The 14,517-nt window shown below is 73.1% G+C and carries 8 protein-coding genes and 1 rRNA gene; 4 read left to right on the top strand and 5 right to left on the bottom strand.

The features are described from left to right. Nucleotides 1-93, bottom strand: a 16S ribosomal RNA gene (locus ACFWZH_RS32550); the annotation flags it as partial. 727 nt (nt 94-820) lie between these two features. Beyond that, nucleotides 821-1,381, bottom strand: a complete 561-nt coding sequence (locus ACFWZH_RS32545) for a MarR family winged helix-turn-helix transcriptional regulator (protein ID WP_384439496.1) — start codon at nt 1,379-1,381, stop codon at nt 821-823. Nucleotides 1,382-1,581: 200 nt separating this feature from the next. Between ACFWZH_RS32545 and ACFWZH_RS32540 the strand changes: the two genes are divergently transcribed. Continuing rightward, nucleotides 1,582-2,880: an MFS transporter gene (locus tag ACFWZH_RS32540; RefSeq protein ID WP_384439501.1), complete on the top strand. Its 1,299-nt coding sequence runs from the start codon at nt 1,582-1,584 to the stop codon at nt 2,878-2,880. 100 nt (nt 2,881-2,980) lie between these two features. On the opposite strand, the gene ACFWZH_RS32535 is transcribed toward ACFWZH_RS32540, so the two are convergent. Beyond that, nucleotides 2,981-4,789, bottom strand: a complete 1,809-nt coding sequence (locus ACFWZH_RS32535) for a SpoIIE family protein phosphatase (RefSeq protein WP_384439493.1) — start codon at nt 4,787-4,789, stop codon at nt 2,981-2,983. A gap of 308 nt (nt 4,790-5,097) precedes the next feature. Continuing rightward, the gene (locus tag ACFWZH_RS32530) at nt 5,098-6,477 is read right to left on the bottom strand and encodes an NAD(P)/FAD-dependent oxidoreductase (RefSeq protein ID WP_384439499.1); all 1,380 of its coding nucleotides are present in this window, start codon (nt 6,475-6,477) and stop codon (nt 5,098-5,100) included. Nucleotides 6,478-6,921: 444 nt separating this feature from the next. On the opposite strand from ACFWZH_RS32530, the gene ACFWZH_RS32525 reads away from it, so the two are divergent. Continuing rightward, on the top strand, nt 6,922-7,797 hold the full coding sequence (locus tag ACFWZH_RS32525; protein WP_384439490.1) for a TetR/AcrR family transcriptional regulator: 876 nt from the start codon (nt 6,922-6,924) through the stop codon (nt 7,795-7,797). 219 nt (nt 7,798-8,016) lie between these two features. Then, nucleotides 8,017-9,966 carry a sigma-70 family RNA polymerase sigma factor gene (locus ACFWZH_RS32520; RefSeq protein ID WP_384439487.1) on the top strand — a complete coding sequence of 650 codons (1,950 nt, stop codon included), beginning with the start codon at nt 8,017-8,019 and terminating at the stop codon, nt 9,964-9,966. Nucleotides 9,967-10,109: 143 nt separating this feature from the next. Here the strand turns inward: ACFWZH_RS32520 and ACFWZH_RS32515 are convergent, their stop codons facing one another. After that, nucleotides 10,110-12,209: an asparagine synthase-related protein gene (locus tag ACFWZH_RS32515; protein ID WP_384439484.1), complete on the bottom strand. Its 2,100-nt coding sequence runs from the start codon at nt 12,207-12,209 to the stop codon at nt 10,110-10,112. A 774-nt stretch (nt 12,210-12,983) separates the two neighbouring features. On the opposite strand from ACFWZH_RS32515, the gene ACFWZH_RS32510 reads away from it, so the two are divergent. Next, on the top strand, nt 12,984-14,432 hold the full coding sequence (locus ACFWZH_RS32510) for a hypothetical protein (protein WP_030088381.1): 1,449 nt from the start codon (nt 12,984-12,986) through the stop codon (nt 14,430-14,432). The last annotated feature ends 85 nt before the right edge of the window (nt 14,433-14,517 follow it).

Below are 14,517 nucleotides of genomic sequence, written 5' to 3'. Positions count from 1 at the left end.
TAATCCCCTCCCGAAGGAGGTTCATCGTTCGACTTGCATGTGTTAAGCACGCCGCCAGCGTTCGTCCTGAGCCAGGATCAAACTCTCCGTGAATGCTTTACCCGACTGCGTTTAATGAAAAACGGTGGGTGACACTCGCGTTGAGCGGAACCGGAGGAGGAATAGTCCACCGGTTCACAGCGTCCTCGCTGTGTATTGCCTACCGGCACACTGTGCTGGTAGGACTTTCAAAGGAACCTCATCTCCCGGATGTTTCCGGTCGACGGGGTATCAACATATCTGGCGTTGACTTTTGGCACGCTGTTGAGTTCTCAAGGAACGGACGCTTCCTTTGTGCCTGTTTCACCAGGCTCTCCGGGCGCTTCCCTTCGGTCTTGCGTTTCCGACTCTATCAGATCCTTGCGGCTCCGATTTTCGCCGGTGCGTTTCGGCCTTTCGGCTTCTTCGCGTTTCCAACCCTACCAGATCCGTTTCCGTCTCTGGCCCCCTGTTGGAGCGGGGTCGGCCGTTCGGCTTTCGCTTTCCGGCTTTTCCGACTCTATCAGATCCGTTTCGTTCCGTTGCCGGTCCGAATTTGTTTCCGATTCCCCGTCGGAGGGGGTTTGTTCGCGCCTTTCGGCGTGATCACTACATTAGCGGGATTCCTCGTCGGCGCATAATCGCGCCACGGTCCGAATTTCGGCATGCCGAAATTGTTCCCGGTGAGGAGTCGTGCAGTAGTGGTGTGCCGCGAAGCGGCGGGATGGCTGCCGCAGAACCGTTCCGGCGCTGTGGCAACTCGGAGGACACTACAGAGCGGGTGCAGCAGTGTCAACTCGCGTCAGTCAAGGTCACTCAGACGTCCGCCGGCATCCGGTTGAGCTTCCTCCACACGGCGCAGCAGACGGGTCAACACCTGGCCGAGGAGTTGGCGTTCCTCGCCGGAGAGGTCCTGGAGGAGGTCCTCTTCGAAGACCGACGCGAGGCGCATCGCCTCCAGCCACTTCTCGCGGCCCTCGTGGGTCAGCTCGACGATGACGCGGACGCGGTTGGCCTCGTCGCGCTCGCGGGTGACCAGTCCCTCGCTCGCCATGCGGTCGATGCGATGGGTCATGGCGGCGGGCGTGAGGCCGAGGCGCTTGGCGAGTTCGCCGGGGCCCATTTGGTAGGGCGCGCCGGAGACCACGAGGGCCTTGAGGACCTCCCATTCGGCGTTGCTCATGCCGAGGGTGGAGGTCTGCCGTCCGTAGGCGACGTTCATCCGCCGGTTGAGGCGCTGAAGTGCGGAGACGACCTGCTCCACCTGGGGGTCGAGGTCCTGGAATTCGCGCTGGTAGGCCGCGATCTGTTCCTCGAGGCTCGGCTCGGCGGCGTTGGCCGCCGCATCGGAGGGCTCAGGCATGCGGCGCAGTATGACATGGAAGTCATTGGCGTTGAAGTTCTTCTCCGTGTACTCTTTAGCTTCGAACTTTAGAGTTGAAGTCTTCAGGGTGAGACTGTCCGGCTTGGGACTGTCCGGTCGCGCGGTCTCGCCCTGGTGCGTGTGCGGCTCGTCGGTTCGTCCCCCTTGTTCGTCTGATGACCTGACCTAGGTAGGTGAGTGTGACCACCGCGATGGGCGCCGCGTTGCGCCGGATCCAGCTCGGGAACGCGCTGAGCGCGTTCGGGAACGGCTTCACGGTTCCGTATCTGTACGTCTATGTGGCGAAGGTGCGGGATCTCGGCGCAAACACGGCCGGCGTCGTGCTGGCGATGCTGGCGGTGGCCGCGCTGGTCGTCCTGCCGCTGACCGGTCGGGCCATCGACCGGCGCGGTCCCCTGCCGGTGGCCATCGTCGGTACGGTCTCCGCCGCCATCGGTGCGCTGGGTATCGGGCTGTCCGCCACCGAGCCGCTGGTCATCGCGTCCGCGGTGGCGCTCGGCGCGGGTATAGCGGTCATCCAGCCTGCCCTGGCGACGATGATCGTGTGGTGCTCCACGACGGTGACCAGGTCGCGGGCGTTCGCCACCCAGTTCTTCCTGAACAACCTGGGGCTGGGCGTCGGTGGGCTCGTCGGCGGGCTGCTGGTCGACGAGTCGCATGCGTCGAGCTTCGTGCGGCTGTTCGCGATCGAGGCCGTGATGTTCCTGGTGCTCGGTGCGGCGGTGGCGACCGTACGGCTGCCGCACGCGCCGAAGGTCGAGGACGCGGTGCCCAGCGAGGAGCGGGCCAAGGGAGCCTGGCGGGCGCTGTTCGCGGACCGGCGGATGGTGTGGCTGTGCGTGCTGGGGTTCGTGCTGTTCTTCGCCTGCTACGGGCAGTTCGAGTCGGGGCTGGCGGCGTATGCGACCGAGGTGACGCGGATCCCGCCGTCGAGCCTGGGTATCGCGCTGGCGGCCAACACGGCGGCGATCGTGGCGGCGCAGTTCGTGGTGCTCAAGCTGGTGGAGCGGCGGCGACGCAGCCGGGTGATGGCGCTGGTCGGGTTGATTTGGACCGTGGCGTGGCTGGCCGCCGGGCTGTCCGGGCTGGTGCATGGCGCGCAGGCGGTGGCGACGACGCTGCTGATCTCGACGTATGCGCTGTTCGGGATAGGTGAGTCGATGTTGTCGCCGACGGTGGCTCCGTTGGTGGCCGATCTGGCGCCGGCTTCCCTGATAGGTCAGTACAACTCGGCATTCGCGCTGGTCAAGCAGCTGGCGTTGGCGGTGGGGCCGGCGGTGGGTGCCTTGATGGTGGGGCACGGGATGTACGCGGCGTACATCGGGATGCTGGTGGTGTGTTCCGTGGGGATCAGTGTGCTGTCGCTGCGGCTGGGGCGGATGCTGCGGTCCGGACAGGACAATCCGCATCGTGCGGTCGCGCCGGTGCCCGCGGCGCGGGTTCCGGCGGAGCCGGAGGCCGTGGCCTGCCGGGCCTGAGTGACCGCGAGTGCCTTGAGGGCCCTGGGTCCCCTGCGAAAGCGCCGCTCCGTCCCCTTGTAGGTGGGGGCGGGGCGGCGTCTGCGTGGGCGGGCTGCCACTACCCCCTGGGGAGGGCGAACTCGCACCACACCGCCTTGCCGCCGCCCGGGGTGCGGCGCGAGCCCCAGGAGGAGGCGATGGTGGCGATGATCGAGATGCCTCGGCCGGCCTCGTCGACCGGTTCGGCGCGGCGCCGCCGGGGCAGGTGGTCGTCGCCGTCGGTGACCTCGACGATCAGACGGCGGTCGGTGCGGCGCAGGCGCAGCCGCATGGGAGGCGTGCCGTGCTGCAGGGAGTTGGCGACCAGCTCGCTGGCCGCGAGGACGCCGAGGTCGTGCAGCTCGGGCGAGAAGCGCCAGGAGGCCAGGACGCCGGAGGCGAAGGCGCGGGCGCGCGGGGCCGCTTCGACGCCGCCGTGGAGTTCGAGGGCGGCGTTGTGGAACAGCTCGGCGTCATGGCCGGTCCGCTCGGGGTGCTGGAGGACGAGGATGGCGACGTCGTCGTCGTGTGTGGCGGTGATGCCCAGGGCCCGGAGCAGGCGGTCGCAGACGATGTCGGGGTCGCCGGCGGCGCCGGCGAAGGCGCGCTCCAGGGCCTCGACGCCGTCGTCGATGTCCTTGTCGCGGCGCTCGACCAGGCCGTCGGTGTAGAGGACGGCGCTGCTGCCGGGTCCGAGCGGGACGGATCCCGAGGTGTGCAGCCAGCCGCCGGTCCCCAGGGGCGGTCCGGTCGGTTCGGCGGCGCGGCGGACCGTGCCGTCGGGGTCGCGTACGAGGATGGGCAGATGGCCGGCGGACGCATAGACCAGGCGGCCCTCGTTGGGGTCGTGGACGGCGTAGACGCAGGTGGCGATCTGGCTTGCGTCGATCTCGGCGGCCAGGCCGTCCAGGAGTTGCAGGACCTCGTGCGGCGGGAGGTCCAGACGGGCGTAGGCGCGTACGGCGGTGCGCAGCTGGCCCATGACGGCGGCGGCGCGCACTCCGCGGCCCATGACGTCGCCGATGACCAGGGCCGTGCGGCCGGCGCCGAGGGTGATCACGTCGTACCAGTCGCCGCCGACCGCGGCGTCCATGCCGCCGGGCTGGTACGTGGCGGCGACGCGGAGGTCGTCGGGCTGCTCCAGCTCCTGGGGCAGCAGGGAGCGTTGGAGGGTGACCGCGGCCTCGCGCTGGCGGGCCTCGCTGGCGCGCAGCCGGTCGGCGGACTCGATCTGGTCGGTGACCTCGGCGCCGAAGACCAGCACGCCCTTGTGGGGCGCGACGCAGGCGACCTCGGGGTCGGGCGCCGGGCCGCTGGCGGCGACCTCGATCGGGGTGCAGGTGAAGGTGTAGTAGCCGTCGCGGGTGCGGTCGCCGCCGGCGCCGCCGGGCACCTTGCGGGACTTGACCGTACGGGGCTTGCCGCTGCGCAGGACCTGGTCCATGAGGGGGAGCAGGCCCAGTGCGTCGAGTTCGGGGAGGGCCTCGCGGGCGGTCCGGCCTGCCGGGCGGGTGCCGAAGACGGTGGCGTAGGCGCCGTTGACGTAGGCGAGGCGGTGCTCGGGGCCGTAGACGACGGCCACGAGGGCGGGGATGGTGCCGAGGATGTCGTGGACGGACAGGGCGTCGACGGTGGGCGGCAGGGCCACGGGGGTGGCTTCCTGGGAGGTGTCCGGGTCGGCGCGCTCGTCGCGGGCGGCGGGGACGGAGCCGGTGGCGGTCGTGGCGGGGGCCGGCGAGCCGTCGGCGGTCGGGGCTGCGGGCTCGGGACCGTCGGCGGGCGGGGTGGTCGGCGTGCCGGGGACGGGGCGGGGTGCGGCGCGGTCGGACCGTGCGGCGGCGCGCCGCTGCGTGCCGGGGAACTTGGCGCTCCAGTGCGTGAAGATCACGGAGGGGTACCTCTTACTTCGCGTCGTCGCGCGGGATCGGGCCGTCGGCATGGCGGGACCTCCCGGCCGTCGGCCGGGGGAGGGGCTGGGGGCACTCTCGGCGCCCTTTTGCAGAATGCAGCAAACGTCCAGAATCCTCGTGATTGTCACTCTTTGCAGATACGAGCCCACCCATGGTCACACGTCCAGTGTGGCCGACCGGACGGACATCCGTCAGACGCCCGGCAGCCGGTGTGGAGTTCCGCGCTCCGCCGTCTTCGGCCGCCATACGGGTGACGGCGCGTCCGCTCCACCGGTGTGGTGGCGCGTCAGCTGGCTTCGTTGTGCCGGCCGGTGCCCGCGGCGAGTTCGAACTCCGCGCGCGGGTTCTCCAGCGACCCGAGCGAGACGATCTCGCGTTTGAACAGGCCCGCGAGGGTCCATTCGGCCAGCACCCGGGCCTTGCGGTTGAAGGTCGGCACCCGGCCGAGGTGGTAGGCGCGGTGCATGAACCACGCCGGATAGCCGCGCAGCTTGCGCCCGTAGACATGGGCGACGCCCTTGTGCAGGCCGAGGGAGGCCACCGAGCCGGCGTACTTGTACTCGTAGTCCACGATCGGGCCGCCGCGCACGGCCGCCGCGACGTTCTCGGCGAGGACCTTGGCCTGGCGCAGGGCGTGCTGGGCGTTGGGCGCGCAGACGGTGCGGGGCTCGTCGGGCTTGGCCGGCGGCTCGGCCGTCAGGTCGGGCACCGCGGCCGCGTCTCCGGCGGACCAGGCGTGTTCGACGCCGTCCACCTGGAGCGCGGCGGTGCACTTCAGGCGCCCGCGGCCGTTCAGCGGCAGCCCGGTCGCGGCGAGAATGGGGTGCGGTTTGACGCCGGCGGTCCACACCAGGGTCCTGGTGGGGAAGCGGGAGCCGTCGCTCAGTACGGCGACGCGCTTCTCGCAGGACTCCAGCCTGGTCTCCAGCCGTACGTCGATGTTGCGGCCGCGCAGCTCCCGTACGGCGTAGCGGCCCATGTCCGGGCCCACTTCGGGCAGGATGCGGTCGGTGGCCTCGACCAGAATCCACTTCATGTCCTCGGGCTGGACGTTGTGGTAGTAGCGGACGGCGTAGCGGGCCATGTCCTCCAGTTCGGCCAGCGCCTCCACGCCCGCGTAGCCGCCGCCGACGAAGACGAAGGTCAGCGCGGCGTCGCGGACCGCGGGGTCGCGGGTGGAGGAGGCGATGTCGAGCTGTTCGAGGACGTGGTTGCGCAGTCCGATGGCCTCTTCGACGGTCTTGAAGCCGATGCCGACGTCGGCCAGGCCCGGGACGGGCAGGGTGCGCGAGACCGAGCCCGGTGCGAGGACCAGTTCGTCGTAGGCCACCTCGATGGCGCCGGTGCCGGTCTCCTCCGCGGCCAGGGTGGTGATCGTCGCCTTGCGTTCGGCGTGGTCGAGGGCGGTGACCTCGCCGACGACGACCTTGCACTGCGGCAGCACGCGGCGCAGCGGCACGACGACATGGCGCGGGGAGATGGAGCCGGCCGCGGCCTCGGGCAGGAACGGCTGGTAGGTCATGTACGGCTCGGGGTCGACCACGACGATCTCGGCGGTGCCCTGGCGCAGCTCCTGCTTGAGCTTCCGCTGCAGCCGCAGGGCGGTGTACATCCCCACGTAACCGCCGCCGACAACGAGAATGCGCGCCACGTCGTTCGAAGACACTGCCTTCACAGGGGTTCTCCTCGCGGGTCGACCAGGCCCGGGGCGCCACCGATCCGCAGGCCGGCCGGCGGCGCGGCCCGTTGTCGGGCGCTGCGCCCCCGGGAAAGCACAGCACTGTTCCATGACGCACCGCCGGGGCGCCTTTGTCCACAGGCTCGTCGAAATGTGTGACCGGGCGCGGCTCCGGGGATGGAACGGCTGATTCCGTGCACCTGGGAGAAGGCTTGCTGGTCAGGCGGGGGCGGTGCGGCCGGGCAGGGGCGAAATCCGGGCGGATCCGGCCCGTTAGGCCGATCGGGGGGCGCACTGCGCGGAACGCCCCCTTCAATCTTGACCCGGGCTCAACTATGTTCGTATCTCGTTGGGGTGCACCCTCTCGTCGGTACGCCCCGACCGTCAGGGCGGGGAGTCTCCGGGGGGAGACGTCATAACCGGGGGATCAATATGCACATTCAGGGCTCTCAATGGCCGGCAGCCGTCGCGATGGCACATGCCTCGGACGGCGGTGGCGGCGGCAACGCCGGTAATGGGAACGGCAACACCAACGGGGGCGGCGGCAACGGCGCCGGTACGGGCACGGGCGGCCGGAGCACGCCGCTGCGGGTCGACGCGCAGCGCAATCTGGAGCATGTGCTGCGTGCCGCGCGCGAGGTCTTCGGCGAGCTGGGGTACGGCGCCCCGATGGAAGACGTGGCGCGCCGGGCCCGGGTCGGTGTCGGCACGGTCTACCGCCGGTTCCCGAGCAAGGACATCCTGGTCCGCCGAATAGCCGAGGAGGAGACCTCCCGGTTGACGGACCAGGCGCGCGCGGCGCTGGGCCAGGAGGAAGACCCGTGGTCGGCGCTGTCCCGCTTTCTGCGGACGTCGGTCGCCTCGGGTGCCGGACGGCTGCTGCCGCCGGGCATCTTGCGGGTGAGCGCGGACAACGACCGGTCCGCGCCGGACGGCCCGGACGCCGCGCGGCTGCCGGACGGTCTGGGCGAGGCCCGGGTGCCGCAGCAGCGGATGGCGCCCGGCGCGGACGGTGCGCCCGCCGACCTGCGGCTGGTCGAGCGGCGGGAGGAGCCGGCGGCCGCCGAGGGCGCGTCGGGCCCGGCCGGGGAGACGGCCGGCGCCGAGGCGCTGCTGGAGGTCGTCGGGCGGCTGGTGGAGCGGGCCCGGTCGGCCGGTGAGCTGCGGGCCGATGTGACGGTCTCCGACGTCCTGTTGGTGATCGCCACGGGTGCGCCCGCGCTGCCCGACCCCGCTCATCAGCAGGCCGCCTCCGCGCGGCTGCTGGAGATCCTGCTGGAGGGGCTGCGCTCGCGCCCCGCCCGGTGACGTCCGCCGGCCGGCCGCGTCCGGACGGGCCCGATGGCCGGGTCCGCCGGACCGGGCGGCCGGGCGGGCCCGTCCGGCTCGTACGGGTGAACGCCCGTGCGGTCGTCCGCGTACCCGCCCCGGACGAGTGGTTGGCCGGCCGTCCCCTCAGGCGCCGGGGCGCGATGTGGCACTCTTGCGCGGTATTCGGGTGTGACGGCGGCTTCGGGGGCCTCGACGATGGGTGTTGACGGGCGGGACGAACGGCGCGACAGCGGGACGACGCCGTCGCGGCAGGTGCCTGGCCAGACCGGGCCGTTGGGGGCCACTCCCCCGGTGGCCGGGCCGGCCGAGCGGCACGACCGCGCCGGCGGTCCGACGGGCGAGGGACACAGCGTGCCGCCGCAGCGCGGCCCGAGCGGCCGTACGGCCCCCTCCGTCGACCCCGAGGGCGGTGAACTCCCACCGTCCGACGCCCAGTTGATCTCCAATATGCGGGCCGGGGACGACAGCGCGTACGAGGAGATGTACCGCCGGCACGCCGACGCGATCCGGCGCTACGCCCGCCGATGCTGCCGGGACGTGCACACCGCGGAGGATCTGACCGGCGAGGTCTTCGCCCGTACGCTCCAGGCGGTGCGCGGCGGCGCGGGCCCGGATTCCGCGGTGCGCGCGTATCTGCTGACGACCGTCCGACGGGTCGCCGCCTCCTGGGCGAAGACCTCCCGGCGCGAACAGCTGGTCGAGGACTTCGCGGTGTTCGCCGTGACCTCCACCGGTTCGTCGAGGGACGACGACACACTGGATCTGGGCGCGGATGTGCGCGCCATGCACGAGGCCGAGCAGTCCATGGCCATACAGGCGTTCCGCAGTCTGCCGGAGCGCTATCAGACGGTGCTGTGGCACACCACGGTGGAGGACGAGTCGCCCAGCCAGGTCGCCCCGCTGCTCGGGCTGACCGCGAACGCCACCGCCGTGTTGGCGCACCGCGCCCGGGAGGGGCTGCGGCAGGCGTACCTCCAGGCGCATGTCAGCCGGTCGCTGACGGCCGGCGGGGACTGCGCCCGGTACGCCGACCGGCTCGGCGCGTACGCCCGTGGTGGGCTGCGGATGCGGGCCGAGCGGGGGCTGCGCAAGCATCTGGACGAGTGCGGCCGGTGCCGGATGGCCGCGCTGGAGGTCGCGGACGTCAATCAGCGGATCGGTGCGCTGCTGCCGATCGCGGTCGTCGGCTGGTTCGCCGCCGGGTACGCCGTCAAGGCGGCCGCCGCGGTGGCGGGGGCGGCCGGTGCGGGTGCGGCGGCCGGTGCCGGTGCGGCCGCGGCCGCGGGTGGTGGTTCCGGTGCGGGAGGTGCCGGTGGTGCCGGTGGTGCCGTCCTGAGCGAGGGGCTCGGCGCGCCGGTGAAGGTCGGTATCGGGGTCGGGGCGGCGGTGGTGGCGGGCGCCGCGCTCGCGCTGACGCTGACCGGCAGCCCGCAGCCCGCGCCGCAGCCGCAGGCCGGACCTCCGCGGCCGGCTCCGGCCGCACCGCAGAAGCCCTCGCCGGCGCCGGCGAAGCCGCTGCCGCCGGCAGCCGGTGCCGCGCCGGCCCCGAAGCCGGATCCGACGCACCGGCCGGGCCCCGCGCGGCCGCCTCAGCCGACGCCGCAGAAGCCGTCGCCGAGGCCCACGCCGCCTCCGCCCGCGACGCCCACGCCCACTCCCACGCCGACGCCCGCGCCGCCCAAGCCCTCCCCCAAGCCGCCGCTGCCCGAGCCGACCGCGTACCGGCTCAACACGCTCGACAACGACTTCATGGGCGACGGCACCAAACCGGAGGTCCGCACCCTCGGGAGCGGCTGGCTGTGGCAGCGGCAGTCCCCACAGGTCGCCGGGACCACGTACGGCCACGGTGTGAGCGTGTATGCGCCGTCCTCGGTGGTCATCGACCTGAACCGCCAGTGCACCGCGTACGACGCCGTCGTGGGTGTCGACGATCTGAACCTGGGGCGGGGTGCGCTGCGCTTCTCCGTCTACGCGGACGGCGAGCGGCTGTGGCGGTCGACGGTGGTGCGCGGTGGGCAGGTCGCGGTGCCGGTGCACGTCCCGTTGGCGGGCCGCAAGACGCTGCGGCTGGTGGCCGAGCCGGTGTCGCCGCTCGATGTGGCGGTGGTGGGGGACTGGGCGCGGTCGCAGATCAGCTGCCGTTGAGAGGTAGCCGCTGATCAGCCGCCGTTGAGACGTCTTCGCAGATCAGCTGCCGTCGAGACGTCGGCGCCGATCGGCCGCCGATCGGCCGCCGTTGAGGGGACGTTGCGGGGGCGGGTCGCCAGGTCGCCGGGCCGGTGTCCGCCTCACGACAGCCGTGCCCGGGGAACCACGCCCTGCGCGAGCGCCCGTTGGCGCGCGCCCTCCGCCCCGGTCCAACACGTCCCCCGCCGCGCCACCAGCCGTCGCAGCCACAACTCCGTGGAGACCAGTTCGGCCAGCCCGTCCAGCGGCAGCGACGCGCCCTCCGCCGCGGCCCGCAGCGCCTTGCGGACGACCCGCGCCTCGATCAGCCCCGCGTCGGCCAGCAGCGGTGCGTCGAAGAGCCGCACCAGTTCACCGACCGCACCGCGCAGCCCGGCGCGCACCGCCGCCGCCTGGGTGAGGTGCGAGGTGGCGCCCCACCCGGGCGGCAGGTCCCGGACGCCGGCGCCGGCCAGTACGGAGCGCAGCACGGCCGCCCGCGCCCCCGGCTGCACCCGCAGGGTGTCCGGCAGGGCGCGGCAGGCCAGCACCACCTGGTTGTCGAAGAACGGGGCGTGCAGCCGCTGGTTGCGGACCTCGGCGGCCTGCTCGAAGACCCGGTGGTCGGCGGCCTGGCGGGCCAGTGCCGCGCGGGCCCGCCGCTCACCGGGGCGGCCCATGGCCGACGAGCGGGTCGCCGCGTCGCTGAGGCGCACCGACACCTCGGCCAGTGCCTCTCCGGTGAGCCAGCGCGCCGCGGGCCCCGGCCGGCACCAGGCGAGCGCGGCCAGCGAGGCGTCCACCGCCCCGCCGGCCACCGGTTCGTCGGCGAACTGCCGCTCCAGCAGGCGCCGCGCGGTGTCGGCGATACCGGCCGGATACGGCATACGGGCGAGCCTGCGGGCGGCGCGGTAGACGGTGAAGGGCACGAGCACGGAGTGCGCGGACGGGCCGTCCGCCTTGGCCAGCGCGGTGACCGGGCGCAGGAGGTGGCGCCGGCGGCGGTCCATGAGGAGGTCGGCGAGCCGGGCCGGGTGGGCGTCGAGGACCTGGCGGGCGCCGTGTCCGACGAAGTGGTCCGCGCTGCCGGCCAGCAGCCGGCGGCGGTGGCGGCTCGCGGTGGTGAGCGAGGGGCCCGGCTCGTCCGTGAGCGGGCCGCTTTCGAGGTCCGCGTACGGGAGGGCCTCTTCGCCGGCCGCGACGACGACGTGGTGCAGCCTGGGGTTGTCGGCGATGCTGCGGGCGCGCTCCAGTTCGGCGTCGCGGTGGGCCTGCACGCCTTTGGTGGCACGGTCGTTGAAGGTGACGGCCAGCAGCCGCTCGCCGTGGCCGTTGAGCCGTCCTGGCTGGCCGGGGAGGCCGGCAGCCAGGAGGGCCAGGGTTCCCGAGGCGCTTCCTCCGGAGAGGTCGGCGCCGATACCGGGGGCCGGCCCGCCTCGTGCGGCGCGCCGTTCGGCGGGCCCCATACCGGGCACCGGGCCGGGGTCGAGCCCGTCGAGACCGTCCGGATCGGGCGCGTGGCGGGGCCCGGCCAGCCGGGCGCGGACCGCCTCGACCAACGCGTCGCGGACACCGTCCACGGCCTGCTCCGGGGCGAGTTGGGGCGCGGCGACGGCGAGCGAGGCGGTCGGCTCGTAGGAGGTGACGTCGCGGGCGCCGCCGCGCAGCACCAGGGCGTGGCCGGGCGGGATCCTGCGCACCCCTTCGTAGGGCGTGCCGGCGCCCAGCGCCTCGGGGGCGTCCGGGCAGGCCAGCAGCGCGGCCAGATGCCCGACGTCGAGGCTGGCCTCTATCAGGTCGGCGAGCGGGAGGGCTGCGGTGGCGTACGCGGTGCCGCCAGCCCAGGGGGCGTGGAAGACCGGGCGGGCGCCGGCCAGGTCGCCGGTGACGGTGATCCGCCGCCCCACCTGGACGACGGCGGTGTAGCTGCCGGGCCAGGCGGTGAGGTGGCGCAGTGCGCCCCCGCGCGCCGCGAAGAGGCCGACCCGCAACTGGTCGTCGGTGGCCCCGCAGACGCCGAACACGGCGAGCCGGGTCTCCGGGTCGGCCTGTACGACGCGGACCTCGTCCGGCCGCCAGTCGCCGACCGCCCACAGCGGATCCGGGTCGCCCCACAGGAGTTGGGCGCCTACGGGCAGGACCGTGCGGCTCTCCGCACCCGCTGCCGGCCCTGTGGCGGACGATCCCGTGGGGGCACTGCTCCACCCCACCAACCAGCGCATCGCCGCCTCCACCCGATTCCCCGTCCGCCGGGGCCGAGGGCCGCCCCGTACAGCGGATTGCCAAGCTGTCGCCAAGCTGTTGCGGCGACCATGCTGCCATGACGGGGGCGCGGAGGAGGTGCCGAGGCGGGCCCGTATACGAGCAGTTCGCGGCAGGCGCGCGGTACGGACGCGCTCTCGGCGGACCGGCAACGGGCCACGGGCGGCTCGGTGCGGCACCGCGGGGCGGACGGGCGGCCTCGGAGCGCCGCGCCCCGGCTCGGGCGCGTACGTCGTCGCATCAACCCCGGGAGGCCCCCCGTGTGGCCCCCGGGGCGGCTCCGAGTGCACGGCGGCGCGAAATCACCATCCGTCGATTTTCGGCCAAAGTCCGTTCCCTGTAGTCGAGTTGACACGTTCGGGCGTCGTGTCAACCGGTGGGCGTCCGGTCGGCGACCGGCTTGCGCGACGGTCCGGGAGGCGGGCTTCGCCCCCCGGACCGGACCGTCACCCGCGGGGAATGAGGTGACGGTGTCCCCCAGCCCACTGGATCCAGTGCAGCGGGCCGACCCACGCAGAAGCCATGGAAGCGCTCCCGACGACGGGCGGCCAGCGCGCACGGACGGGCGCACGGGCACACGTACCCGGAGCACATGCCAATTCCCGTACCCCTGTTTGAACATGAATCTCGCCATCCGGGACACCGGCTCTTAACGGTCGGGATTCGGCGAACTACTCTGGGTGGATGCATGCCCCGGGGTAGCGGGGCGGCTGTCGGTGTGTCGAGGGGTGCGCATGTCCAGGGATATACGCGGGCCGAACGAAAAGCTCGGCACCGTACTCGCCCTCGCGGGTATCAGCAATGCCGGACTGGCGCGCCGGGTCAACGACCTCGGTGCGCAGCGTGGGCTGACGCTTCGTTATGACAAGACGTCGGTGGCGCGGTGGGTCTCCAAGGGCATGGTGCCCCAGGGCGCCGCGCCTCATCTGATCGCGTCCGCCATCGGCAGCAAATTGGGCCGGCCGGTGCCGCTGCACGAGATCGGGCTGGCGGACGCCGATCCGGCGCCCGAGGTCGGCCTGGCGTTTCCCCGCGACGTGGGCGCCGCGGTGCGCTCCGCGACCGAGCTCTACCGTCTCGATCTGGCCGGACGGCGGGCCGGCGGTGGCGGCATCTGGCAGAGCCTGGCCGGATCCTTCGCCGTCAGCGCGTACGCCACTCCCGCCTCGCGCTGGCTGATATCCCCGGCCGACAGCTCGGTGGCACGGGAGGCGGCCGAGGCGCGCGACAAGGACGCCGCGGCGGCCGGCGACGGCGGGATCCCCCAGCACGTCGGCCACAGCGACGTCAGCAAGCTGCGCGAGGCGGCGGAGGACGCGCGCCGCTGGGACTCCAAGTACGGCGGCGGGGACTGGCGTTCGTCGATGGTGCCGGAGTGCCTGCGCGTGGACGCGGCGCCGCTGCTCCTCGCCTCGTACAGCGACGAGGTGGGCCGGGCCCTCTTCGGGGCGACCTCCGAACTCACCCGGCTCGCGGGGTGGATGGCCTTCGACACCGGCCAGCAGGAGGCCGCGCAGCGCTACTACATCCAGGCGCTGCGGCTCGCCCGCGCGGCGGCCGACGTCCCCCTGGGCGGGTACGTGCTGGCCTCGATGTCCCTCCAGGCGACCTACCGCGGCTTCGCCGACGAGGGCGTCGACCTCGCCCAGGCGGCCCTGGAGCGCAACCGCGGCCTGGCCACGGCCCGCACCATGAGCTTCTTCCGCCTGGTGGAGGCCCGGGCGCAGGCCAAGGCCGGGGAGGCGCGCGCCTGCGAGGTGGCGCTGAAGGCGTCCGAGGGCTGGCTGGAGCGCTCCCGCAGCGGCGACCCCGACCCGTCGTGGCTGGACTTCTACTCCTACGAGCGCTTCGCCGCCGACGCCGCCGAGTGCTACCGGGATCTGCGGTTGCCCCGCCAGGTCCGCCGCTTCACCGAGCAGGCGCTCTCGCGTCCCACGGAGGAGTTCGTACGCTCCCACGGGCTGCGCCTGGTGGTGTCCGCGGTGGCCGAACTGGAGTCCGGCAACTTGGACGCGGCGTGCGCCGCGGGCACCCGGGCGGTCGAGGTGGCCGGACGGATCTCCTCGGCCCGCACGACGGAGTACGTCCGCGATCTGCTGCACCGCCTGGAGCCGTACGGCGACGAGCCCCGGGTGGTGGAGCTGCGGGAGCGGGCGCGACCGCTGCTGGCGGCGCCGGCATAGGGACGGGCCGGTGGATCGGGCCGCCGGTGGATCGGGTCGGACGGGGTCGGGCCGGGCCGGTGCTCCGGCTCGAACCGCCGGGCGG

Origin of the sequence: Streptomyces sp. NPDC059008 (genome assembly GCF_042749045.1) — a bacterium.
In the GTDB taxonomy this organism is placed as follows: domain Bacteria; phylum Actinomycetota; class Actinomycetes; order Streptomycetales; family Streptomycetaceae; genus Streptomyces.
This window is presented reverse-complemented; position numbering and strand designations above follow the sequence as displayed.

Coding starts and splice junctions, on each gene's coding strand:
- ACFWZH_RS32525 (WP_384439490.1), top strand. CDS start 6,922: ATGCACATTCAGGGCTCTCAATGGCCGGCAGCCGTCGCGATGGCACAT.
- ACFWZH_RS32510 (WP_030088381.1), top strand. CDS start 12,984: ATGTCCAGGGATATACGCGGGCCGAACGAAAAGCTCGGCACCGTACTC.
- ACFWZH_RS32545 (WP_384439496.1), bottom strand. CDS start 1,381: ATGCCTGAGCCCTCCGATGCGGCGGCCAACGCCGCCGAGCCGAGCCTC.
- ACFWZH_RS32515 (WP_384439484.1), bottom strand. CDS start 12,209: ATGCGCTGGTTGGTGGGGTGGAGCAGTGCCCCCACGGGATCGTCCGCC.
- ACFWZH_RS32520 (WP_384439487.1), top strand. CDS start 8,017: ATGGGTGTTGACGGGCGGGACGAACGGCGCGACAGCGGGACGACGCCG.